General features: G+C 36.5%; 14 protein-coding genes. 13 read left to right on the top strand and 1 reads right to left on the bottom strand.

The window, feature by feature from the left end:
* The first annotated feature begins 9 nt into the window (after positions 1 to 9).
* From BUE84_RS24575 to BUE84_RS14725, 10 genes are all read left to right on the top strand, one after another.
* Positions 10 to 171 carry a DUF5908 family protein gene (locus BUE84_RS24575; protein ID WP_167595394.1) on the top strand — a complete coding sequence of 54 codons (162 nt, stop codon included), beginning with the start codon at positions 10 to 12 and terminating at the stop codon, positions 169 to 171.
* The gene (locus tag BUE84_RS14765) at positions 171 to 905 is read left to right on the top strand and encodes a CIS tube protein (RefSeq protein ID WP_079242306.1); all 735 of its coding nucleotides are present in this window, start codon (positions 171 to 173) and stop codon (positions 903 to 905) included. The genes BUE84_RS24575 and BUE84_RS14765 overlap by 1 nt, the downstream gene beginning before the upstream one ends.
* Position 906: 1 nt before the next feature.
* Entirely contained in the window at positions 907 to 2,652 is a 1,746-nt protein-coding gene (vgrG, locus tag BUE84_RS14760) for a type VI secretion system tip protein VgrG (protein WP_079242304.1), read from the top strand.
* Between the two features lie 5 nt (positions 2,653 to 2,657).
* Positions 2,658 to 2,948 carry a PAAR domain-containing protein gene (locus BUE84_RS14755; RefSeq protein WP_034699500.1) on the top strand — a complete coding sequence of 97 codons (291 nt, stop codon included), beginning with the start codon at positions 2,658 to 2,660 and terminating at the stop codon, positions 2,946 to 2,948.
* Between the two features lie 155 nt (positions 2,949 to 3,103).
* Positions 3,104 to 3,514: a GPW/gp25 family protein gene (locus BUE84_RS14750; protein ID WP_034699502.1), complete on the top strand. Its 411-nt coding sequence runs from the start codon at positions 3,104 to 3,106 to the stop codon at positions 3,512 to 3,514.
* 89 nt (positions 3,515 to 3,603) lie between these two features.
* Positions 3,604 to 6,654: a baseplate J/gp47 family protein gene (locus tag BUE84_RS14745; RefSeq protein WP_079242302.1), complete on the top strand. Its 3,051-nt coding sequence runs from the start codon at positions 3,604 to 3,606 to the stop codon at positions 6,652 to 6,654.
* Between the two features lie 24 nt (positions 6,655 to 6,678).
* Positions 6,679 to 9,543 (top strand): hypothetical protein, encoded by a 2,865-nt coding sequence (locus tag BUE84_RS14740; RefSeq protein WP_079242300.1) that lies wholly within the window; start codon positions 6,679 to 6,681, stop codon positions 9,541 to 9,543.
* Positions 9,533 to 12,535, top strand: a complete 3,003-nt coding sequence (locus tag BUE84_RS14735; protein ID WP_079242299.1) for a PKD domain-containing protein — start codon at positions 9,533 to 9,535, stop codon at positions 12,533 to 12,535. Before BUE84_RS14740 ends, BUE84_RS14735 begins: the two co-directional genes overlap by 11 nt.
* Before the next feature lie 85 nt (positions 12,536 to 12,620).
* Positions 12,621 to 16,148 (top strand): hypothetical protein, encoded by a 3,528-nt coding sequence (locus BUE84_RS14730; protein ID WP_079242291.1) that lies wholly within the window; start codon positions 12,621 to 12,623, stop codon positions 16,146 to 16,148.
* Between the two features lie 114 nt (positions 16,149 to 16,262).
* Entirely contained in the window at positions 16,263 to 17,168 is a 906-nt protein-coding gene (locus tag BUE84_RS14725) for a hypothetical protein (RefSeq protein ID WP_145953261.1), read from the top strand.
* 76 nt (positions 17,169 to 17,244) lie between these two features.
* Here BUE84_RS14725 and BUE84_RS14720 read toward each other — a convergent pair whose 3' ends face one another.
* On the bottom strand, positions 17,245 to 17,907 hold the full coding sequence (locus BUE84_RS14720; RefSeq protein WP_079242288.1) for a S24 family peptidase: 663 nt from the start codon (positions 17,905 to 17,907) through the stop codon (positions 17,245 to 17,247).
* 1,310 nt (positions 17,908 to 19,217) lie between these two features.
* Between BUE84_RS14720 and BUE84_RS24430 the strand changes: the two genes are divergently transcribed.
* The 3 genes from BUE84_RS24430 (at position 19,218) to BUE84_RS14710 (ending at position 24,424) form a co-directional block, all read left to right on the top strand.
* The gene (locus BUE84_RS24430) at positions 19,218 to 19,385 is read left to right on the top strand and encodes a hypothetical protein (protein WP_156106585.1); all 168 of its coding nucleotides are present in this window, start codon (positions 19,218 to 19,220) and stop codon (positions 19,383 to 19,385) included.
* A gap of 67 nt (positions 19,386 to 19,452) precedes the next feature.
* Complete coding sequence (locus BUE84_RS14715) at positions 19,453 to 19,824, top strand: hypothetical protein (RefSeq protein ID WP_145953260.1); 372 nt, start codon at positions 19,453 to 19,455, stop codon at positions 19,822 to 19,824.
* 307 nt (positions 19,825 to 20,131) lie between these two features.
* The gene (locus tag BUE84_RS14710) at positions 20,132 to 24,424 is read left to right on the top strand and encodes a hypothetical protein (protein ID WP_079242285.1); all 4,293 of its coding nucleotides are present in this window, start codon (positions 20,132 to 20,134) and stop codon (positions 24,422 to 24,424) included.
* Positions 24,425 to 24,429: the final 5 nt, after the last annotated feature.

Here is a 24,429-nt window from a genome sequence, read left to right as displayed (position 1 = left end):
ACAAACGAAATGCCAATAGAAATAAAAGAGCTTCACATTAAAATAAATGTGGACGAAAAAGCAGCAGTAACTACAACTGCCACATCGGTAGATGAAGCACAGCTCATGCGCGCCATCAACGAAAGTGTAGAACAGGCAGCAAAGATAGAACACCGTAAAAAAGAAAGATAATGAGAGGCGAAATAAAAAAAATAAAGATAGGAACATACGAAGATTCTACATATGGAAGAATGATTAGTAGTACTGCTTTTGTGGCTCTTATTAATCCGACAGGTTTCTCTTTTACACGTAAAAATGAATATAATACGACACAGGAACCTGGAACCAGTGCTACAGACCCAAAATACATCAATGCAGCCCCTCAATCCTTACAACTGGAATTTTTATTTGACGGTACAGGCGTAACAGAAGCCAATTCTGGTAATAAGCTTATCAATAAAATAAAGGAAGGCTTAGGAAAAAGAAATCCTTTCAGTAAAAAAGCAGTAGAAGATCAATTAGCTGAATTTTATGTAGCTACCGGAAATTATAATGGCTCGATTCATAAACCGTACAATGTTATAATTATCTGGGGAGAGTTTGAATTTAAAGGGGTTTTGACTGAATTTACAATAGATTACAAATTATTTAATAATGATGGAACTCCTCTGAGAGCTGTAGGAAAAGCAACATTTGCAGGAGCAGTGAGTAAGGAACTTGCAGCAAGAACTGTAAAAACTTCTTCTCCTGATCTTACCCATAAAAGAATAGTACAAGCCGGGGATACATTACCCTTAATGACCGAAAGAATTTACGGAGATTCCAAATACTATCTGGAGGTAGCTAAAGTAAATAATCTTGTCGATTTCAGACAGCTAAAACCAGGGCAGGAATTATTCTTTCCGCCATTAGAAAAAGTTTCATAACATGAATAATAGCGGATACATACAAACAGCAAAAAATCCAGATTTAGTTACCTATAAGGTGATGTCTGGAGGCACAGAACTGCCGGGGAAGTACGGGGTGAAAAGCATTATCGTGGAAAAAGAATTCAACAGAATTCCTTATGCGCGCATTGTTATTTTAGACGGAAGTGTACCGGAGCAGGATTTCAAGCTCAGTAATGAAGATCTGTTAATTCCAGGAAAAGAAATTGAGATCACCGCTGGATACCATTCTGAAGAGGAAACCATTTTTAAAGGAGTTGTCGTAAAGCACAATATCAAAATCAGAAACGGTTCTTCTTATCTGATTGTAGAATGCAGAGATAAGGCTGTAAAAATGACCTTAGGAAGAAAAAGCAAATATTTCTACGAAAGTACAGACAGTGATGTTATTGAAGAATTGGTTGGCAATAACGGACTTACTGCCGATGTTGAAACGACTTCCAATTCACATAAGGAATTGGTTCAGTACCAGGCTTCCGATTGGGATTTTATGCTCACCAGAGCACAGGCGAACGGTAAACTTTGCTCCGTTGAAGACGGAACCATCAAAATCGCTAAACCTGATTTTAGTGGTGAAGCCGTAGAAACAGTGGTTTACGGATCATCTGTACATGAATTTGATGGAGAAATTGACGCCAGAGACCAATTTAACAAAATTACAGCCAAAACATGGAGCTATACCGATCAGGAACTGACAGAAGTGGAAGCTCAGGATCCTGCCATCAACCTCAACGGAAATCTTTCATCAGGTGATTTGGCAGATGTTTTCGGAATCGAAGACCTGCAGCTTAAACACGGTGGAAATCTCACTAAGGGAGAATTGCAGGAATGGGGTGATGCGAAAGCAACTTTCCAGCAATTAGCCAAAACAAGAGGAAGAGTAAAATTCCAGGGAATTCCCTCTGTAAAACCGGGAGTTTCATTGACCCTTCAAGGCGTTGGAAACCGATTCAACGGGAAAATATACGTAACAGGTGTCCGTCATGAAATTGCTGAAGGAAATTGGCTGGTAGATGCTCAGTTCGGACTTTCTCCAACATGGTTCTCAGAAACCTATGATGTAAGTGAAATGCCAGGTTCAGGAATTATTCCTGCCATAAGCGGATTACATGTAGGAGTAGTGTCTCAATTGGAATCAGATCCGGACGGAGAAGATAGAATTTTAGTACAAATTCCGATCATCAATAACGAAGAAGAAGGGATTTGGGCAAGAATAGCCACCCTTGATGCCGGAGAAAACAGAGGATCATTCTTCAGACCGGAAATCGGAGACGAAGTCATTATCGGATTCATTAATGATGATCCCAATGATGCCGTGGTACTTGGAATGCTGAACAGCAGTGCAAAACCGGCTCCTATTGTAGCTTCTGATGATAACCATGAAAAAGGATTTGTGACCCGAAGCGAAATGAAAATGATCTTTAATGATGACAAAATTTCCTATACGCTTGAAACACCAAAAGGCAAAAAAGTGATCGTAGATGAAGATGCAGATGTTATTAAAATAGAAGACGAACATTCTAATATTCTTACCCTTAACAAAGATGGTATTAGTATGGAAAGCGGGAAAGACATCAAGATCAAAGCAAAGGGTGATATCAATATGGAAGGAAAGAATATCAATGTAAAAGCAAGCGCTCAGTTCAAAGCAGAAGGAAGTTCTGGTTCAGAACTTAAATCAGGAGCAGTAACCGTAGTAAAAGGATCTCAAGTTAAAATTAATTAATAATCATGAAACCGGCAGCAAGAATTACAGATATGCATACGTGTCCTATGGTAACGGGAACGGTTCCCCATGTAGGAGGTCCTATCATTCCGGCAGGAGAACCCACGGTACTTATTGGCGGAATGCCTGCAGCAAGACAAGGAGATAAAGCAGTATGTACAGGGCCACCGGACACCATTGCGTCAGGATCTTCAAGTGTTTTGATAGGCGGAAAACCTGCCGCAAGAATGGGAGATTCTACCGCTCATGGAGGGGTAATAACCGCAGGTGATGCTACTGTTTTAATAGGCGGATAATAGGGAAGGCAGCTTTAATACCATCATAAGCTCCCATATACATAGAATCTGACTAAACATAAAAATGTAAAACATCAATAATAAAAACGGTTAGAATAACCAAAAACTCTATGCTACAGATGCAAGATGTGAACATTCAATATAACAAATAACGTATGAAAATAAATACAGATTTTTTAGGAACAGGCTGGAGTTTTCCGCCTGAGTTTAATGAGACTGAAGGAAAACTGGTCATGACCACAGATGTAGAAGACATCAATAACAGCCTTAAGATTTTATTGTCAACACGCCCTGGTGAACGTGTCATGTTCCCAAACTACGGGTGTGACTTGCAGGAAATGCTCTTTAAACCTCTGGACTTAACGCTGATTACCCAAATGAAAGGAATCGTGGAGCGTGCTATTTTATATCATGAGCCCAGAATCAATATTCTAAGTATTGAAATTGATACTCAGGAAGAGCTTCAGGGTGAAGTTTTAATACAAGTTGACTACGAAGTAAGAAATACTAATACAAGAAGCAATATGGTTTTCCCTTTTTACAAAGGAGAAGCTACCGAAATATAATGAATTACGGGATGTCTGTAGCCATTTTGAATACTACCAAACACTACAATAAGTATTGCATCTGACCATAGAAAGATAAATATAAACAAATGAAAAAAACAGATACATTTTCACATTATCGTGAAGGAAAATCACAAATGCAGCGCTTTTTAGCAGAACTAGATCCTGGGAATCTTGAGTTACACGATTTCGATTTGTTTGACTGGCTATTATTCGCAAACAATTTTGCTCAACGTGTAAACTATTTTGACAAAGATGATAATACAAAACCAAAAGGAAAGTGGGGAAACTTCTTCCTGGGTGATGATGCCGGCGCTATCCCACGTAGAGAAAGCGTTGAGTATAAAAGTATGAAAAAACAGGTTACAGATCTTATGTCCCAGTTTGAACAGGATAGCAGCCTGACACCTCACCTGACATTATTCGTTTGCTTTTTAAAATTATTGGATTTCTCAAAAAAAGCCTTCAATAATCTGACGAAAAGACACCTGGATTTCTATTATAACGAAATTCTTCAAATTGAGAAAAATGATGCTAAATCAGATAAAGTCTATGTGATTTTTGAACTCGCTAAAAAAGCGATTCAGGAAAAAATTCCGGCCGGTACATTGCTGGATGGAAATAAAGATGCTAATGGTAAAAAACGAATCTACAAAACAGGTGATGAACTTGTAGCCAATCAGGCAAAAGTAGTTGAGATCAAAAGTTTCTTAAATGACGTCGAAAACAGAGAACTGAAAATGGCTCCCGTAGCCAACTCTGCTGACGGATTGGGTGATAAATTGCCGGAAAACAACAACTATTGGTGGCCGTTTGGATATAATTCTGATGAAACCGTTTCCAATAAGTCGATTTATAAGGAACTTCCAAAAGCCAAACTAGGGTTTTCCATAGCATCCTCATTACTTGATTTAAAAGAAGGAGAACGTACCATTACCCTTAAGATTGATTTTAATAAGAACTCAACCCAGAAATTACAGAGCCTTTCAAAAACAGAGATTAAAAATAATATCAAAGTGCTTTGCAGCGGGGAGAATGAGTGGTTATCAGGTGCTGATTTAACATGTATTAAAAACGAAGAAGAAAGATTAGAACTTTCTATTACATTACAAAAAGAGTTCCCGGCCGTTGTAAAATACAATAAAGAAGTGCTGGCAGAAACATTTCAAACCAGCTTTCCTGTGGTAAGATTGATGATTGAAGGAGAAAAATACTATGATCTATATGAAGCTCTTTCAGAAAAATCAATAAAGAACATCGAAATAGCGGTTGATGTAAAAGGAGTAAAATCTATTCAGCTGGAAAATGACAATGGGGCATTAAATTCAGAAAAACCTTATTATCCTTTCACCGCACAACCTGTTAAAGGATCTAATTTCTATATCAAATGTCCTGAACTGTTTTCCAAAAAATGGCAGAATGCAGACATCACGATCAATTGGAAAAATGCTCCGGATTCTATAAAAGATTTATACAGCGGATATGTTATTCAACCAAATCAAAACATCAGTTTAACTGATTTTGAGGCCTTAAAAAGCTCCTCAATCGTAGGTTCTGATGGCTATTTTAAAGCGGATGTTGCCTTGCTTGATAAGGAAATCTGGTATGAAAAGGCTAATGACATTGATGTATTCACAAAAGTAAAAGACGCTTATAAAATCCAGTTTTCCGTAAATAATGCAAGTAATAAAGCAGGAACAAGTGAGACGATCAGAGTAACACTGAACCAGTCGTCATTACAGGATGTATATCCTAAACTATATACATTGGCATTATCAAGTAATCCGACCTTTAAAAAACTTATTCCCAACGAGCCATACATTCCTTTTGCGGAAGATATAGAGTTGAATTACAGCGCGAAAGAAAATGTGTATTCGTACCTGGAAAAAGAATCTGCAGGAGAAGCTTCAAAAAATAAAGAAGTACAGCTGTATCACGAAGACGTGTTCGGTCAATACGAAAAAGAAGTTGAAACCAACAGCATTGTACCGGTACACCAAAATGGAGGTGAATTATACATCGGTCTGGAAGCAATGCCTCAGACTACTGTATCGCTATTAATTCAAATGCTGGAAGGAAGTGAAAATCCTTTAGTGGATACTTTTCTGGAAAAAGAATTTATAGAATGGAATATCCTTTCAAACAATACATGGACAAGTTTGTCGGATTATATGCTGCAAAACGAGACCAGAAAGTTCCTGGAATCAGGGATTGTCAAGTTTAAAGTACCTAAGGATATCGATAAAAGTCATACAAGATTTACCGACGGATTAGTCTGGATCAGAGCCAGATCACAAAGAAGTTATGATGCCGTATGCAAAATCCAGGGAATCTATACTCAGGCTGTTTTAGCAACATTCCAGAATCAGGATAATGACCTGGCTCACCTCAATAACGGATTGGAAGCGAAAACCATTACTAAGCTTATCACCAGAGTTCCTCAGGTAAAATCCGTCAGCCAGCCTTATAACTCGTTTGATGGTAAATACAAAGAAACAGATACGGAGTTTTACAGGCGTGTAAGTGAACGATTAAGACATAAGCACAGAGCTATTACCCAATGGGATTATGAACATTTGGTATTACAGGAATTCCCGGAAGTCTTTAAGGTAAAATGTTTAAATCATACTTCCGAAAATTCATATATGGCGCCGGGCCATGTAACCCTGATGGTGGTTCCGAATATTAAAAATAAAAATGCTTTTGATGTCTATCAGCCGAGAGTAAGCAGAGCCTCTTTGAATAAAATTCAGAATTATGTAAATGAATTAAATACAATGCACGTGAAAGCGCAGGTAATTAATCCCAATTATAAAGAAGCAAAAGTAGAAACAAAGGTCAGGTTCTTTGAGCAGTATGACGAAACATTTTACCTCAAACAGCTGGACGAAGATATTAAAAAATATATATCGCCATGGGCTTTTACAGACTCTGAAAATATTGATTTTAATGTAGAACTGAATATTAATCAATTGGTTAATTATCTGGAGCAGTTGTATTATGTGGATTACATTGATGAGATTAAAATATTTGTGAATAATGTCCTGCAAAGACAATCTTTAATTGAAGTAGATCCAAAATCAATTCTGGTATCTGCCAAGCAGCACAATGTCACTATTACAGAACAGGTATGTATTTAATAATAAACAAGAAGAAACATAATCATGTCAGAAAATAAACATATTAGTATATCAAAAAATATAGAAACCGGGGATCAGACAGATTTTCATTTTCTACGCAAAACAGGAATTGAATACATAGAAAAGTTAGGAGGAAAACTCTGGACCGATTATAACTCTCATGATCCTGGTATCACCACTCTGGAAGTTTTAAGCTATGCCATAACGGATCTTGGGATGAGGATGAACCTGAACATGGAAGATATCCTGGCATCTGATGATGCAAATAAAGACATTCATACCCAGTTTTTAAAGGCTGCAGAAATTTTACCTTCAAGACCTTTAAACGAACTGGACTACAGAAAGTTGTTTATCGATATCAACACAGCTGGAAGTCTTAAAAGACCAATCCGTAACTGTTGGCTGATTCCTAAAAATGAAAAATTATATGTCGATTGTAAAACCGGGGATTTAGACTTTAAACCTATCGGAGAAAAAACAAAAAGTTTTAACGTAAAAGGATTGTATGACCTTTATGTAGATTATGCCGAAGATATTGATGCGGATGGTATCGGATGTGAAAAATCCAATGTCAATATCAAAATATTAGACAGTTACCATGCTAATAGAGGACTTTGCGAAGACCTGGCAGAAATTAAAGAAGTTGAAATCCAGAAAGTGGCGGTATGTGCCCGTATCGGACTTGTCAGCAAAGCAGATGAAGAGTTGGTGCATGCTAAAGTCATCAGAACAATCAATAATTATCTGTCTCCGGAGGTTCATTTTTATTCACTGAAACAAATGCTGGACAAGGGTCTGGCTACAGATCAGATTTTTGAAGGCCCGCTTCTTGAGAATGGCTTTATCGATACGGAAGAGCTTAAAAACAGCCAGTTAAGAACAGAAGTTCGCCTTTCCGATATCATCAGTGAAATCATGAAAATTGATGGGGTTAAAGAAATTCATGACGTGTCTATTGCGGGTTGTGACAGTGTGATCAAACAAAATAATGATTGGCTGATCTGTATTGAAAAAGGCAGAAAACCGGAACTGTGCGAGCTGAGTTCATTCAGTTACAGTAAAGGATCTCTTCCGTTAAATATCAATGATAAAAAAGTTCAGGATTACTTAGAAATTCTTAAAAGAGAAGAAGAAGTACTTAGAGAAGATGCAAGACAGAATAAAGAATTGGTATTGCCAAAAGGAACTTCATATGATATCGCCAACTATGCTACTATTCTGAATGAATTTCCGGACACCTATGGAGTAGGAGAATCTGGAATTATTGGAAATCAATCCCCGGAGAGAGAAGCACTGGCCAAACAAATGAAAGGGTATTTGTTATTTTTTGATCAGATCCTTGCCGGCTATTTCAAACATCTTGAAAAAGTAAAAGAAGTATTAAGCATTAATGGTAAGTTAAAAAGAACCTTTTTTACCCAGGCTCTTAAGAATATTAAAGGCTTTGATGAGCTGGTTTCTGACTATGATACTGAAAGTGATGATCAACTTACCGATTCGTTATATGAAGAGCTTGATAACAGTGTGGAACGTCGAAACGAAGTTTTGGATCATTTGATCTCCCGTTTTGCGGAAACATTTAGTGACTATACCTTCTTAATGAAATCATTGTATGGGAAATCTACCGATGAAATTGTCTTAAGAAACAAAGAAAATTTCTTGAAAGAATATTCATCATTAAGTAAAGACAGAGGGTTGGGATATAATTATACCTTAATTGGAGATTCAGATCTTTGGAATACCAGTAATATTTCCGGTGTTCAGAAAAGAATCGCCCGTCTGCTGGGGATTAAAGATTATACCCAGAGAAACTTATCTCAAACGCCGGTATCCATTATTGAAACAACAGACAATGCCGGTAAAAACACTTATACCTGGAAAATAAAAGATGCCGGTAGCAATATCATCTTATCATCTGTCAACAGCTATACGACTGAGCATATTGCTATAAAAAACCTGAATGATGCCATTTATCAAACCATTCAGATTGATGAGGAAGATCTTCAGAATGCATTAGACACCTTAGATGAGAAAAACCCTGAAGTTACATTAGAAAAATTAAAAACATGTGAAAAGAGGTATTGTTTCATTGGAAATATAAAAATCCGTGTTTCATCGGGAGGTAACTACTATTTTGAAATTGTAGATGATACTGATGAACAAAATGTAATTGCTGTTCACAAAAAAACCAATCCTTATTCAGGTTTGAAAGAACTGAAAGACGGAATTAAGGCAACGGTGAAGTATTTCAAGTATGAATTTACAGAAGAGGGTATTTTCCTTGTTGAGCATTTATTATTAAAGCCAACCACTAAGGATTATAAGCTCATGGGAGGTATTGGCTGTATGTCTATCGGAGGTACTTTCAGAATCATGTATGACCTGGAGGATGAAAATCCTACAACAGATCCAATAGAATATTCGGAAGCTTTTATGTCTTCGTGTGAAGAAGGTTGTGAAACAGATGTGGAAGTATTTGATCCTTATTCTTACAGGGTAAGTGTTGTCCTTCCGGGGTTTGCTTACCGTTTCCAGGATCCGGATTTCAGACGTTATGCGGAAACCGTGATCAGACAGGAAATTCCTGCTCATGTTTTAGCAAAAATTTGCTGGGTGGGAGACCGTTTGAGCGAAAAACAAACCGCTCAGAACGATTTGGCCGAATTTGAAGTAGCATTTAAAAAATACCTCTCAGATAAAGCGAGGAATAATATTTTGAATCTTGGAAACAGCATTACAGATTTACTGACTGCTCTCAGCCATTTAAATAATATCTATCGACCAGGAAGGCTTTTAGACTGCGATGCTAATGATAATGACACTCTGGACGGAAAAATCATATTAGGACAATCGAACTTATCAAAAAAAATGAAAAATAATGAACACTAAATTAGACAATGTAACAACCCAATATAGAAAGTTCAACGACAATCAGGCGTTAACAGAAGGGCAATTAAACGAATTTATAGACTATTTCGAAGATCAGGACAGATTATCAAGAACCCGCCTGAGCGGCGTAGGGGTAGTATGTGGTTTTAAATCGGAATACGTAGAGCTTGAAATCTCACCTTCTCTGACAGAAAAAATGTCCAGACCCGGAGATATAGATATTGAGATTCCTCTTGATACTATTATGATTACACAGGGAGCCGGGGTTACTACTGATGGAGACTTGATAACACTGCGTCAGATAGAAGGCAAAAAATCAGTGGCTGTTATAGACTTCGATGCTAAAAATTACAGATACTATAGAAATTATGTTGATGTTCTGGGGTATGAGCATTTTCGTATCGGAGGACAGCAAATCCCTCTTTTAGAATTGTTTACCACACAAGAGTATACACAGTTAGTGAATGAAGGAGCTAATGCTGCAGATTTTAAACAGGTAAGAGAGATTTATAATTCATTAAATGATAAAATTGTAATTCTGTATCTGGAAAGTTATTCTAATGATGAAACCCCATGTCAGGATGCAGATTGTGACAATAACGGAGCAGAGCAGGTTGCTAATCTTAAAGTGCTTCTGGCAGATTCAGCATCTGTTTCAGAGCTTATCACGAAAGGTGACGCAAAAGACGCTATCTATAAACAGCACAATACCTATGAAAAGCTTTTTGACAGTTTACCTAATATAGAGGCGAAAAGAGTTATTCTGGATGCTCTTGTAAAGACAGCACCGCAGTTAAAAACAAAATTTCACGGTGCTATCAGTACTGTCGCAGAATTAAGTGATGGTTTTACCTCTATTGCAGGAGCTTTTAATGTAAATATGAATCTGGGTGGGCAGACGCTTTTTGATAAACTGAACCCTTTGCTGACAAGCACTTCTCCAGGCTTAGAAGATTATCAATACCGATATGATTTATTAAAGGATTTGATTGATACCTATAATGAAATAAAAGGGCTGATCCTGCATCTGAATGCTGAATGCTGTCCGGATATTGCTTCATTCCCTAAGCACCTCATGTTAGGACCAGTTGGAGCAAAGCAGGAATTAGGGAAATATATCCCTTTACGTCATAGTTTTTATAATTCACCCATTACTACCAATGATGACGAGAATTATGAAAGAGTTGTAATGCTTGCCAATCGTTTTGTGCAGAAGGTCAATGGTTTTCAAACCTATATCGGACGAATTAAAATTACACCTTCAAATATGAATGTAAGATTGGGTAATAAGGCCATACCGTATTACTATAATGTAGACAAATCCTTATTAGCCCAATGGAACTTTGAAAAAACAAAAACCGATAGGGCAGCTTACAATTTAAGCTATCATACAGCCAATTTAGCAGGAGAAGATTTTATTCAGAATCCACTGAATTATAACATTGACAATAATGATTTTTATAGAATTGAAGGTCACCTGGGAATGCCTTATAAAACAGCATTACAAAACATCAATGATCTTAAGACACAATACGGATTAGCTTTTGATGTCATTGCATTGGTTTTGGAAAAAGGAGGAAAGCCTGGTAGCGAGCCTCCAATCCGGGAAAAAACAGTATCTATTGATGAGCTCAGAAAGCAGCTGATATCTATTTCAAGCGATGTCAGCAACAGAACACTCAATTCACAGAATACCTTACTGAACATTTCTAAACTGGATGAACAGCTGAGATTGCTGAACCAGGCTGAATTCTCAAAAGAAGGATCTTCAGATGGCGTTACAGTAGTAAAACAGGATCCTAAAAAAGACGATGTTGTAAGTGAGCTTTTAAGCGAGTTTTTAGAAAGGAAATCAGGCCTGGAACATAAGGCAGGAGTAGAGCCGGGCGGAACTTTCGCATTGATTTATTACTCAGAAGATGAAAATCAGGTTCTTGCAGATTTTTCACTGCCTTATCTGTGTTGTTCTAAAAAGGATCCTGCATTCCTGTCTTTACCGGCAAACAAACTATGCCAGAAAGATGCTCCGGTATTGATGACCATTGTTCCGTTAGACGGACAAGTAAAAGCATTTGTGAATGGTGCTCCGATTCCTGCAGTTACACAATCCGGAGGTCAAAGTTTCTTCGATCCTGGTCTGGTTAACGCAGCTTATTTTGGACAAACGATTACGTTTACTGTTAACGATGATCCAGTAGAAGCACAGATGGTAGTGTATGCACAACCAAATGTATCTGTTACTACAGGTACTGTGAGTTATGATGCTCCTACGATGGACGAAAATGCAAACAATCCGGATGCTACGGTTGAATTTAATGTCACCGGAGACTTTACAGGGGTTACATTTACCTGGAATTTTGATGATGGTACTCCAATCGTGCATAATGAGGCTCCAACTAATAAAAAAGTTCATGTGTATAAGCTGGTTGCAGGACAAGAAAAAACTTTCAATCCAACACTTACAGTAACCAATGCTAACGGCTGTAGTACGGTCTACAAATTAGCTCCGCTAAAATTAAAAGGACAATCCACTATTGCATGTTTAAGTGGTATGAGAGTGGTTATTCAGTATAGAGATGATGTAGACCAAGGTCACGTTTGTAATGATGCTACCTTCAACTTAAAAGGAAATGGTATTGTGATAGGTGGAAACAATCCTTACCCTGGCTTTATTGGAAATATCCATTTAAGTAATACAGGAGGCAGCCAGGATAGAGGTAACCATAAACCAGGTACTCCTGCACTGAGCAGATATAATGAAATTGTTATCACTCAGGCAGAAGCTAAACAAATGGCATCATTATCGTCAGATGGTTTCGTAGAGTTTTCACTTGAATGTGCTTTACCGGTTAATAACAGACCGCCAACTGGTTGCCACCAGGATGTTGCCTATACCGAAATATTCCTGGCAAATGCTACAGTTCCTATTTATTTTGGTTATCCAAATGGTAATTTCCTAAGAATAAACCCTTGTACAGGAGTCACAAAATAATAGTCAATAATAACTTCATAGGCAGTATAAATTGTCTATGAAGTTTATTAAAAGACTTGAATAAATCATTAAAAAATGAACAATAATGAAGAATCAATTAAGTAATATAGCAGTCCAATACCGTAAATTCAGTAAAGGGCAGTATATAGAAGATCCTGATCAGTTCAATGAGTTCCTGGATTTTTTCGAAGACCAGGACCGTTTGTCCAGAGTATTGCTGCAGGGAGTGGGTATTGTATGCGGTCTCAAACCAAAACTTATTTATAAAAACAGGCTGCTCAGCAGCATACAGCTTTCTCAGGGAGTAGCACTTACCACCGATGGCGATTTATTAACCCTGAACAATACGAGTAAGAAGAGTGAAGATCTGTACATGAGTGATCTGAAGACAGTTGATCTTGAAAATAAAGACTTCACCCATTTTAAAGCATATGATAATTTTAAAATAAAATACCCGTCGTTTTACGAGGGAAACGAGCAGATTGAACTATGGGAATTGGCAACGGCTCAGGAAGCAATATCAGATTTTCAACCTATTAATAATCTTACAAATTTAGAGGATAAATACCTGTTACTGTATTTGGAAGATTATGAAAAAGAAATTAAACCTTGTAGAGGAGTTGACTGTGATAATCATGGAATACAACAAATCAGAAATCTTAAAGTATTAGTTACTACAGCAAGTGGGATCAATCATATTCTTGGAGAAGATGGTTTTACTCTGCCTGACCCCATAACAGGTGAGGTTCAACTTAAAAGAAAAGATCGTCTTCAGCCTCATCCTTTGTTTATCGAAGATATCATGGAGCCTGTGAAACAAAACAGGGTTATTTTAGAACAGTTTGTTTCAGAAAAAAAGTTGAGTGCCTCTGATTTAAAGAATATATATATCAAAGCTCTGGATAAAACTGATTTTGGGAAGGTTGTTTTTGAAAGAATGGAAGCAATCGGTAAAATAGTAGGGATTTCAACAGCCAACCATGATACATTTAAAGCATCCTTTACCAGAATTTTTAATCAGGAGTCAGGTTTTCAGTATGCTTACGATGTTGTAAAGGATTTAATGGATACCTACTCTGAAATTATAGAATTGCTTCCTAAAGCATTCACCAAATGTCTTCCGGATTTTGTTTCTTTTCCTAAGCACATCATGCTTGGAAAATTACTATCAGATCTCCAATTGGATTTCTCAAGACATCAATTTTATAACTCGCCTGCTCTGGATGATGATAAAGCAACCCAAAAAGTTAAAACCCTGATTAGTCGTTTTAATCAGCAAGCGGGATATTTTAATCCTGATAATATTGTTAAAAATAAGGAAAGGGTTAAAATTACTCCGTCACAAAAATTAAATCCTCTGAGTAATAAAGCAATTCCTTTTTATTACACGGTTACAGAAGATTTCTTAAAAGCGTGGAATTTTGATAAAACAAGCAACAGGTCTTCTAACAGCAACCTGACATTTGATACGGATTGGGTGTTAATAGGAAAATTTGAAAAAGAAAGCCCTTTAAACCTCAATATAGATGACTATTCGTTTTATAATATAGAAGGTCATCAGGGAATGGATTATCAGATTGCTTTTGAGCAGATAAAAGAAATTAAGGATAAGCAGCAGCTGGGATTTGATATTATGCTCTTGTCTTTAGAAGAATTAAAAGGAAATAAAGACCTGTCAAAAGCATATTTCAATGAATATGTAGAAAAAAATTCGGGATTGGAGCATAAGCGGGGAGTAAAACGTGGAGGTACTTTTATCCTGGTTTATGATTCCATAAAAAATCCAAAAGTTATTGCAGATTTTTCCCTTCCATACATCTGTTGTACTCCAAAAGCAATCATCAAATTAAGTTTGCCAACTTCTGTTATCTGTGCTGAATCTAATCCTATACCTTTTACAGTATCTCCTATGAATGGAGTTGTGAAAGCAAATATTGGTAATGGCGTGAAATTTATCAATGGACAATATGTCTTTGATCCGAAGGCTGTGGAAGAACAGTTCTATGGTCAGGAAATTACCTTTACTGTCAATGGGAAACCAACTGATTGCAGCATTAAAGTGATTTCGGAACCGGATATAAAAGTAGAAGTCGTTGAACCTGTTATTTATCCTGGAGGAGATTCAACAGCAACAATAGTCAACTTTAAAGTTTCCGGAGCAAACTTTGCCGATTATGCGTATAGCTGGGATTTCCTTGGGACTGACGTTTGGGCTCCTTTCAATCCTGATGAAAATGGCTTTGTAAGTTATAAGTATTACAATCTGGATCCATCAAGGATTCCAACTGTAAGAGTGAAGGTGATTGGTAATGGCTGTACTCAGACTGTAGCTGTAAATTTGCCACTGACCAAAGAGTGTCCGGTGATTTCAAATATTAAATATTCAGTTGTTGATAATGGTGATGGTACCCAGACATTCACATTTGATTGGGATTTACCTAAAGACCTCACGGGAATAACAGGCTTGAATATTTATGATTCAAATGACCCTGGAAATGGCTGGCATTATGAATCCGGATCATATAGTCCGCGAAGATCAATCAAATTGCCTTTAGGTAAATACGACATTCGATTCGGATTGGTGGGTTCATGTAGAGAAGCAGCAAATACTGTGGATCTTCCGGGATTTGATGATATTGGAATTGAAAAAGATCAGAATAATCATCCACCTACTGCGTTGATCAGATGGAAGGATAATTCAGGAATTGAGGACAGGCTATGCAGACAATCGGTTTGTAGTTTTACCATTGACGTTTATGCAACGGATCAGGATGAAGATATTGCAACTATTCAGATTTTTAAAAGTACTGATAATGGAGCTACATGGAGTTTGTTTATTGGTAATCTTACTGGAACTTCATTTACCGATATCATAAACAGAGCTGGTACACAGTTGTATAAAGCAATTGTTATAGATAGAAAAAACAATACAACAACTTCAAATATTCTGTCTTATAAAAAAGAAAATCATCCACCTGTTGTATCAATCAAATGGAACGATACAGCCGGAATTGAAGATAGGGTATGTACACAGTCTGCTTGTAGTTACACAGTTGGTGTGTATGCAAGCGATCCTGATGGTGATATTGCCAACGTTCAGATTCATAAAAGTACCAATAACGGTGCTACATGGAATGTGTTTATTGGCAATCTTACGGTGACTACATTTACAGATTCTATAAACGGAGTTGGTACAAATCTATATAAAGCAGTTGTAGTAGATGGAGAAAATAATACTGTGACTTCAAACATTCTTTCCTATAAAAATGAATATCGTCCAACGGTTGTGATTAATAGCATTAGCTTTCCTAATAAAAATTGCTGTACTGTTGAGCTGCCCACTATTTTAGCTGGTGCCGGTGGAAATCAGAACATTCTTCTGTCTAATTTACGTTTTAGGGAATTGGGATTAAAAGGATGGGGTAGAGGAGCAGATGTGCTTCTGTATTTCTGGAGCAAATTAGAAGGTCCGGATGTAATCCTTGAGAATGTTAACGAACCAACTCTGATCATCAAAGATTTACAAGTTGGAAAATATAGATTCCAGCTTTTGGTCAAGGATGCTAATAGTGATGCATTTGAAGTTGATGTAGCAGAAATAAGAGTGGATTAAAGAACATATTCTTTGTGCTATATCTGATATAAAGGGGTGTTTTTTATTTTTTGGAATAATTACAACATCCCTTACATACTAGAAAAAATAAATAACAACAATAAACATAATATAATGGAAAAATGTGATGTTTCATTTAAAATACAATATCAATCTTCCGAGACAATAACAGAGGCTTCTGTGGAATACAATTATCCACCAGGATCCGCAAATGTAGAAACCGTTGATATAAGGAATGCAGTGCTTCAGGATAGTAATTCGATAAAACTACCTGGTATTCAGGAAGTGGGTACTTACAATCTGGACGTTAAACTGGGGGTCAATGGTGTTCTTGCTACAAGCAATGCTACATTGAACGTTGGAGGGTGCAGCTCTTTCTGTGAAACTCCGAAGGTTCTTGATGTAAAAGTACTGGAGGATGGGCAGCTGGTAATGAACTACGTGGTTTTTAATACCAGCAATCTTGCCGCATTGGAATACCAGATAGCGAAGGATCCTGCTTTTAAAGAGGAAGATATTATTTATTCAAAGGTGGGTTTTAGTGATGTAAATTATACCCAATTTGAAAATATTGACATGAGAAATGGAAATATTCCAGATAAAACTCCTTTATACATAAGAATAAGAAAATATTGCAGGCCCAATGGGATTTCGGAATGGTCGGATTTCGTGAAATTTGACTCAGGAATATGGGGAGTAGAAGCTTACTGCTTGTCCGGTGTAGATGATCGTAACCGGGACTCTCTTTGTTTCGGAACATCTCCTGCATGGAAAGTGAAAGTAACTTTAAGCCCCTTTAGACCAGATATAGGAAGCTTGATTCACCTGACTAATGGTATGCTTGCAATACCGGATAATATAAGAGAGTTTGAGCAAAATGCACCTGAGAATTTCAAAAAAAGTGGAATACGATGGATAAGATTCCTAAGGTCTGATTCAGAATTTAACCCAAGTTTAATTTATCGGGTAGATCCGGACTCAGCTGAAATACGGGAAATTGAAGAAGATAAATGTTATTAGAATATCTTACATTATAATGATCTGAAATGCCCCAATAAAATCCTCAAGAAATTGAGGATTTTATTTCCCTAGGCAATTATCTTCTGTTGTTTTTACGTCTTGTACTTATAATATTGAAAAGTTTCGCAACATCCTTCAAATGGATCTCGAAATCTTCATAATATTCATTCAGAGAATGAAGGGTGATGATCCCTCTTTCCACATCATGGTTGATGATTCGCTTTACCAAAATCCCTTTCTCTTTGTGAACAATTACAAAATCCCACTTATCATAATGGAGTTTACTCATCCAGTAATCCTGTCTGATGTTTCTGCATAAGATTATATCACCTTCCAGATAGCTTTCGTATGATCCGTTATCCATACTGTCTCCTTTCACTTCAAAACACATGTATTCACCTCTGTGCTCTACATCATCTGTAAAAGGAATAGTGGGTAAACTATCTATATATTCTTCATCAGCAAAATTACTCAGATAACCGGCTTGTGCGTATTGATTCGCCAATGGAACATGCATGATCTTTAAATCTGAAAAAACAACTGGAGACGCACTGTCATCATTGAGTTCCTGTTGTTTTAATAGTAGATTGGTGACAAAGTAAGCGGTTGTTTCCGGTATTTTTCGTTCGCCTTTTTCCCAATATTGCACGGCTCTGGTGCCCACTCCTATAGATTTTGCTATATCAGCCTGCTTCATGTTTAGTTTCTTTCTAATTTCTTTGAATTCTAAATAGTTCATTTTGATATGTTTATAGTTATTTGTAAAAAAAAATGAATAATTTGTTCGTTTTTGTTTTGAAAAACGAACAATGTTCGTATATTTGTTTCGTCGTTAAGATGGAACAGTACAAATGTACAAAATTATATTTAAAATTTAATATTTTTTTAATATTTTAAAATATTGCTTTTGGTTTGTAATTGTATGTAATTAAATGAGTTGGAAATTTATTTTATATGTAGTGTATTTAAAATATAGATATTTTCTTTTTTTATTTTATCCGGAGCTAGTAGGGATAGGGAAAATTTCAAATACTCTTTAAGGTGTAAAAAGTGCGTTTTATTGTATTGTTTTATTTGTGTTTTGTTCGTTTTTAAATTGTTCCTCTAATGATAAAAATGCGTTTATTTTTGATAGATATCTAAATAAAGCAATCATTTTGCTCTTTGTTTTTTCCTGAAAATAAAAAAACAAGTCCAACATGTAGAATAACATTACTGCTCAACATATAAAATATCGATTAATTATAGTTGTCAGTAAAGTTGCTAATACATCCTGAGAGGGCAAATGAAATTTAAAATAAAGAAGTCAGGGTAAGATTTTTATTGATAAATACCTGGTACCGGCTTCTAAAAAAACAAAATTAATTGAATTAGACATCTTTTTAGAAGGCGGAATATTCGTCTTTAGGGATTCTTATGACTTAATGAAACGGTCAACAGGCAAGAGAAGGAAGCCTGTCTGATTCAAAAAAACTTTTTAACCACAAAAACTTTTAACCATAGAATATGAAACGTAGTAAAGAATTAGTCGAAAAAAGAAAAGATTTTGTCATTGATTATGTAAAACGTAATCAGGATAAACAGATGAAAGTGATTGTCAACGAGTTGATGGAAATGTTGTTTTTGTCTGAAAGAACAATATATAACATCATTCTTCAACCATAGTATACGGTCACGGAAGAAAGCTCAATCCTTACCATTTAATATAATGTTGTAACTTGAATATCAATAAGATAATGTTTGTAGATAGTGTGTATTCATAATTCATTTCTTGAAATTATTCATTCTAAAAAGATAAAAAGGGATTCAAAGCTATTGCTAAATCCTCAACAGCCTCATACAGATTAAAAGGCTGCTCTAATATCTTTCTCAAATTTAAATTATAGGTAAAATATTAAGGTAAAAAACGGTTTTTGCTTTGTAGTTCTGTTGTTTTAAATAAAACATGAATTGTAAAAGGAAACCGTTTGGCCTTAGTGTATTGGAAGAGAAATCAATTTTAAAAAAAACTAAAAAAGCAATTGTTCATTTAATAAAATTCTAGTAACCATGAAAAAAAAAGAAAAGAAAAAAAAGAAAAAAGATAAGGAAAAACTGAAGAAGCCAGGTAGAGATATCAGTGATATTATTGACGAGTTAGCGTATGCGGATGAGAGTGAAAATATCATGAAAATCAGAAAGTTTTTAGATGATATGTATATCCTGTCTCAGGAATAATTAAACATCTGAAAGTGGTTTGAAAATTAAAATTTTTAATAAATAATAGAGAAGAAAAAGAATGAATTTGGATAGTATAAAAGCCCTGTTAATCGGAACTGCAATAGCTTTTTCAGGAGGATTACTTAGGGTACTGGTCTCCATACAAAATAAAGAGAAAAAACAACCATGGGAGCATTTTATCACATTGGTAATCGTAGTCATCGTAGGCTTTACAATGAGCTATTTAATGAACAGAGCTGAGTTGCATGATAAATGGTATTCAACAGGGATATTATTTGTGCTTGGCTACGGTTATGATAAATTCCTGAAAATGATCACTACAAACCTCCCAAACTGGATTGATAAAGCAGTGAATCTTTTTATTGAAAACCGATATGGAGTGAAGACAGACAGACAGTTTGATGAGGAAGAAGAAAAGAAAGATGATATGAAATAATAAAAAGATTCTGAAATAGTCTTTACCGTAATGACAGAATCAATCACTCTAAAGGAGATATTCTCCCGGAAAAGAGTGGATTTAAAACTTAAAAAAACCTGAAAATTCAAAAGCAAGAGAAGAAACCAGGAAATGGTTCAGTGTTGCCTGTTTCTCAAAGTCAAATACCATTTCTATTTACTTATGTTCTTAAAGAATCTACCTCACCGGTATGATTTTTCCAACCCGGCAGGCATCCTATAAGGCACAATATCTTAGTTGTGCCTATAGGTCTTTTAAAATAATATGAAATTAAAAAACTAAGTCAATGAAAACAGCAAAACCTGTAGAAAAAGACAATAAGGCCCATAAAAACCAGAGCAAAAAGCAAAAGCCGAAAAATCCGGTAGTTGTACCTCTGCCCGAGGTTGATGTGGTCAGTATACAAACACAAAAATCCGGAAATAGAGGCATTGCTGCCGGATCAGGAAGCCCTAATGACAGTCTGCTCCACCTCAATGGTACCATTGCGAGGGTTCATGATTCACGAGATATTTATGGCCAGGGATCAGAAAAAAAATATGGAAAACTCCAGGAGAGTCTGGCGAAAACCGGAGACATCAACCATCCTGACACCAGGAAAATTGAAAAAGGCTATATGTCTACTTTGAATGACAATCAAATACAAGATTATCATAAACTCAAATCGGGAACCTACCTGCCCAAAACAGTACAGGAACAAGCTGTCGTTTATCAGGAAAGCAAGAGCAATCAGGAAGCAAAAGCGGATACAAAGACGTCAGGAAAAGCCGTTTCCAGGAAACCGGAAGTTGTTGCTGTAGAAAAACTTCAGTCCGTAACTGCAGATAAAACGATAGAGGCTGATGCGGAAACAAAAACCTCTGCAAACGCCACAGACAATCCTGGATTTATAGAATTGAGCGGACGGATCAGCGCTACAGCTCAAGTGCAGAAACGCCACGAACCTGCAAAAAAATCATCTGAAGATGCACAAGCTGCAGCACCATCACCAGCCAATGAACGCCAGAGTATGGCGCAAGCAAGTCAGGTGAATACCATGGATGAACAAAAACCAGGGCTGTTCAAGAAAGAAGATTTTAAAGCTTTGCTGAGTGAAAAAATACATAACATCAAGCTTCCGAAAAATGAAGAGCAGGCAGATGAGTTCGAGAAACACAACAACATACAGGAAGTTAATCAAAAGGCAGTAGGCGATGTTAAAAAAGAAAAGAATCTGGCATCTAATGATATTGCTTCTGCAACAGCTGCACAACCTGATACCGCTGCACAGCCTGTTCGTGCCGTTGCAAAAATGCCAACACAAAATGTAGGTATTGCTCCGGGAACACCTAATGTAGTGAAAGCGATGCCAGTGAAAAGAAATGCAGAAAGCGTAGAACAACCTATTAAGGAACAAACAGCAAGCATCGACAGTGAAATGAAAGCCAATGGAGTCACCGATACAATGCTGGCAAAATCTAATGAGCCTACGTTTACAGATGCTTTGGCACAAAAGAATAAAGCCAAAACCCAAAGCGCTGCAGCAACTCAACAGTTCAGAACCAACGAAAATAAGGAGCTGTCTAAAACCCGTAATGAAGCACAAACACAGGCGGCCCATCACATTAGCGGCATGCATGGTGCGAGAAAAGGCGGACTAGGTAATGTACATGGTGAACAAAAGCAGACCTCAGGCAAAGACAGCCAGAAACGAAAAGAAATTGCCGATCATATTAATGGTATTTACCTTACCTCCAAAACTGATGTGGATGGTATTTTAAATAATCTGGACAAATCGGTGGCCGAAAAATTTGATAATGGCAGCAAAGAAGCTAAAAAAGCATTTGAAGCCCATGTCGATAAAGAAATGAAGGCTTATAAAAAGAAACGTTATGGGGATGCCTATGCAAAATACGGAGCCTTAGTGGCAGCAGGAAAATGGTTATGGGACAAAGCTACAGGCTTACCTAAAGAGGTCAACAAATTTTTTGACAGCGGTAAGGACCTGTACATTAAAGTCATGGATAAATTTATTGACCAAATCGCCACCCATGTTACCACGCAGCTTAATGCAGCCAAAACCAGAATTGCTAAAGGCAAAAAAGAGGTACAGACTTATGTCAACAGTTTATCACCAAGTTTAAGAAAAATTGGAAAAGATGCTATTGCAGAGATCCAAAGCAAATTCAATGCATTGGAAGACAGTGTAAACAGTAAAAAGGATGCATTAATTGATGTGTTGGCTAAAAAATACGCAGATAATATAACAAGCATTGATGCCAGAATTTCAGACTTAAAAACACAAAATAGCGGCTGGGTGAATCAGGCTCTTGATGTTCTTAGAACCAGTGTGTTTGCCATTATTATTGAAATTAAAAATACCCTTACCAATTTATTGTCCGGTGTTATCAGTGCCATTCAGGCGATTATCATGGATCCGATAGGATTCTTTAAAAATCTTATTGCCGGAGTTTCGCAAGGATTTACCAATTTCGGGAATAACATCTGGACTCACCTTAAAACCGGTTTCTTCGGATGGCTGACGGGAGCAATGAAAGGAATCTCTTTAACGATGCCGGAAGATGTATTCTCATTAAAAGGAATTTTCTCCATCACAACACAGGTGCTTGGTTTAACATGGAGCGGAATCAGAGCCATCGGTTCTAAAGTGATAGGTGAACCTGTAATGAAAGTTCTTGAAACAAGCTTTGAAATGGTGCAAATTGTTCGAAAAGAAGGTGTTGCCGGACTTTGGGAGCATTTGAAAGATCAGTTTGCCGACCTTAAAGCTACGGTAATGGATGCTATTATGGACATTATCCAGACACAGGTCATCCAGGCAGGTATTAAATGGGTAATGGGATTATTGACTCCGGTAGGAGCATTTATAAAAGCGGCAATGGCGATTATAGATGTTGTGAAATTCTTTATCCAGCGGGCTGCACAAATTATGGAACTGGTAAAAGCCTTTACCGATAGTATAAAAGCAATTGCCAGCGGAAATGTAGGAGCTGTGGCCAAATCAATAGAAAATGCATTAGGTAAAGCAGTTCCGGTACTGATTGGTTTCTTAGCTTCATTACTGGGAATTGGTGGATTGGCAGATAAGGTGGTAGGAGTAATACGTAAAATACGGGAACGTATTGTGAAGGCGATTACTAAGTTCTGGACTTTTGTGAAAATAAAAGGTGGTAAACTACTAAACAAACTAGGCATTAGTAAGAAAGGAAAAGATGATGGAAAGGATAAAAAAGGAATGACCAGAAATGATAAAAAGCTTGAAGATAATGAAGTTGGAGAAACCATTTATTTTTCTGCTGAAGGAGAGAATCACAAACTCTGGATTGCTAAAAAAGGTAATAATGTTGAAGTAATGGTAGCAAGTACGCCTATGAATGTAGGTGACAGACTAAGAAAGTGGGAGAATGAGCTTCATAATTTACCAAAAGAAGAACAAGTAAAAGCTAAAACTTTATTGTCTGAAGCTAAAAGTCAATATCGTGAAACCGATAAAGATGCAAAAGAAACCGATAAAGCATTGGATAAAGCAAGAATACAAGGCGCATCAAGCGATGAAATTAAAAGAGCAGAAAAATTAGATAATAATGTAGAGAATAAAGAAGAACAACTTTCTAATACGCTACAGCAATTATTTAATATATTTGGAGAGGGCAATGCGCTGAATTATAGCATACAAAAAGTGGCTTTTATCGAAAACAAAGAGTTCGCAAAAAACAGAGAGGTAAACTTAGAAGAAGGCAAATATCCTGAAAGAATAAGAGAACAAATGCTAGAGTTTATTAAACATATACCAGAGTTAAGAAATGGTGGAAATACTGACTTAAGAAAAAAAATGGTATCTACAGGTTCAAAATCAATTCGTAATTGGGATATTGCACAAGGTGCCATATATTCTCCGTTTTTAGGAGAATATCATGGAGCATTACAAAATATGCGCGAAGAGTTAAAAGGGCAAGAATATATTATAACTACCGAAACAGGAGGTTCGTTTTTAGGAGATGCCGTAACTAAACATACTTCTATCAAAAACGAAAAGATAAGAAAAATGCCAAGAGATAAAGTGACCGGTAAGGATCATAATATTCAGCAACCTGAAGATTTAGTAATTTATGTAAAAGAAGCTATGAAAGGAAAGGAAGATCAAACTATTACATTTACTATTGTAGAGCCATTATTTTCAGGTACTTCAGTTATTTCATTGATGAAAGCTACTGGAGAATTAATAAATACTTATCCGAATATTCTGTTCAAATTTGTAACAATGCAAGAAACTTTAGGATTTAATAAAGATGATGCAAGTACTAAAGTAGAAAAAAGTAAAAGAAAAATGATGGAAATACATAAAATTACACAAGCAAATAAAGTACAAGTGCATTATGAACAAACTACTTATGTATTAGGAGAAGATGTACCTAGTCATACAAGTTATAAGACTAAGAGTCCTGTCGTAGTTTTTAATGCTACTGATGGAATAATGACAGTATATCAAATAAAACCAGCTGGCCAGACTACTACGAGGGATATTGTAATTGCTCTAGGTAACGGTGAGTTTAACGGTAAGCTCAAAGATGTTTTATAAGAATA

Origin of the sequence: Chryseobacterium indologenes (assembly GCF_002025665.1) — a bacterium.
Classification (GTDB): domain Bacteria; phylum Bacteroidota; class Bacteroidia; order Flavobacteriales; family Weeksellaceae; genus Chryseobacterium; species Chryseobacterium metallicongregator.
Note: the sequence above shows the minus strand (reverse complement) of the source record. Positions and strands in the feature narration are given on the sequence as shown.

What these genes read in the sequence shown, in the direction of transcription:
- BUE84_RS14710 (WP_079242285.1), top strand. Translation starts at nt 20,132, where the DNA reads ATGAAAACAGCAAAACCTGTAGAAAAAGACAATAAGGCCCATAAAAAC.
- BUE84_RS14765 (WP_079242306.1), top strand. Translation starts at nt 171, where the DNA reads ATGAGAGGCGAAATAAAAAAAATAAAGATAGGAACATACGAAGATTCT.
- BUE84_RS14735 (WP_079242299.1), top strand. Translation starts at nt 9,533, where the DNA reads ATGAACACTAAATTAGACAATGTAACAACCCAATATAGAAAGTTCAAC.
- BUE84_RS14730 (WP_079242291.1), top strand. Translation starts at nt 12,621, where the DNA reads ATGAAGAATCAATTAAGTAATATAGCAGTCCAATACCGTAAATTCAGT.
- BUE84_RS14720 (WP_079242288.1), bottom strand. Translation starts at nt 17,907, where the DNA reads ATGAACTATTTAGAATTCAAAGAAATTAGAAAGAAACTAAACATGAAG.
- BUE84_RS14725 (WP_145953261.1), top strand. Translation starts at nt 16,263, where the DNA reads ATGGAAAAATGTGATGTTTCATTTAAAATACAATATCAATCTTCCGAG.
- BUE84_RS24575 (WP_167595394.1), top strand. Translation starts at nt 10, where the DNA reads ATGCCAATAGAAATAAAAGAGCTTCACATTAAAATAAATGTGGACGAA.
- BUE84_RS14745 (WP_079242302.1), top strand. Translation starts at nt 3,604, where the DNA reads ATGAAAAAAACAGATACATTTTCACATTATCGTGAAGGAAAATCACAA.
- vgrG (WP_079242304.1), top strand. Translation starts at nt 907, where the DNA reads ATGAATAATAGCGGATACATACAAACAGCAAAAAATCCAGATTTAGTT.
- BUE84_RS14750 (WP_034699502.1), top strand. Translation starts at nt 3,104, where the DNA reads ATGAAAATAAATACAGATTTTTTAGGAACAGGCTGGAGTTTTCCGCCT.
- BUE84_RS14740 (WP_079242300.1), top strand. Translation starts at nt 6,679, where the DNA reads ATGTCAGAAAATAAACATATTAGTATATCAAAAAATATAGAAACCGGG.
- BUE84_RS14755 (WP_034699500.1), top strand. Translation starts at nt 2,658, where the DNA reads ATGAAACCGGCAGCAAGAATTACAGATATGCATACGTGTCCTATGGTA.
- BUE84_RS24430 (WP_156106585.1), top strand. Translation starts at nt 19,218, where the DNA reads ATGAAAAAAAAAGAAAAGAAAAAAAAGAAAAAAGATAAGGAAAAACTG.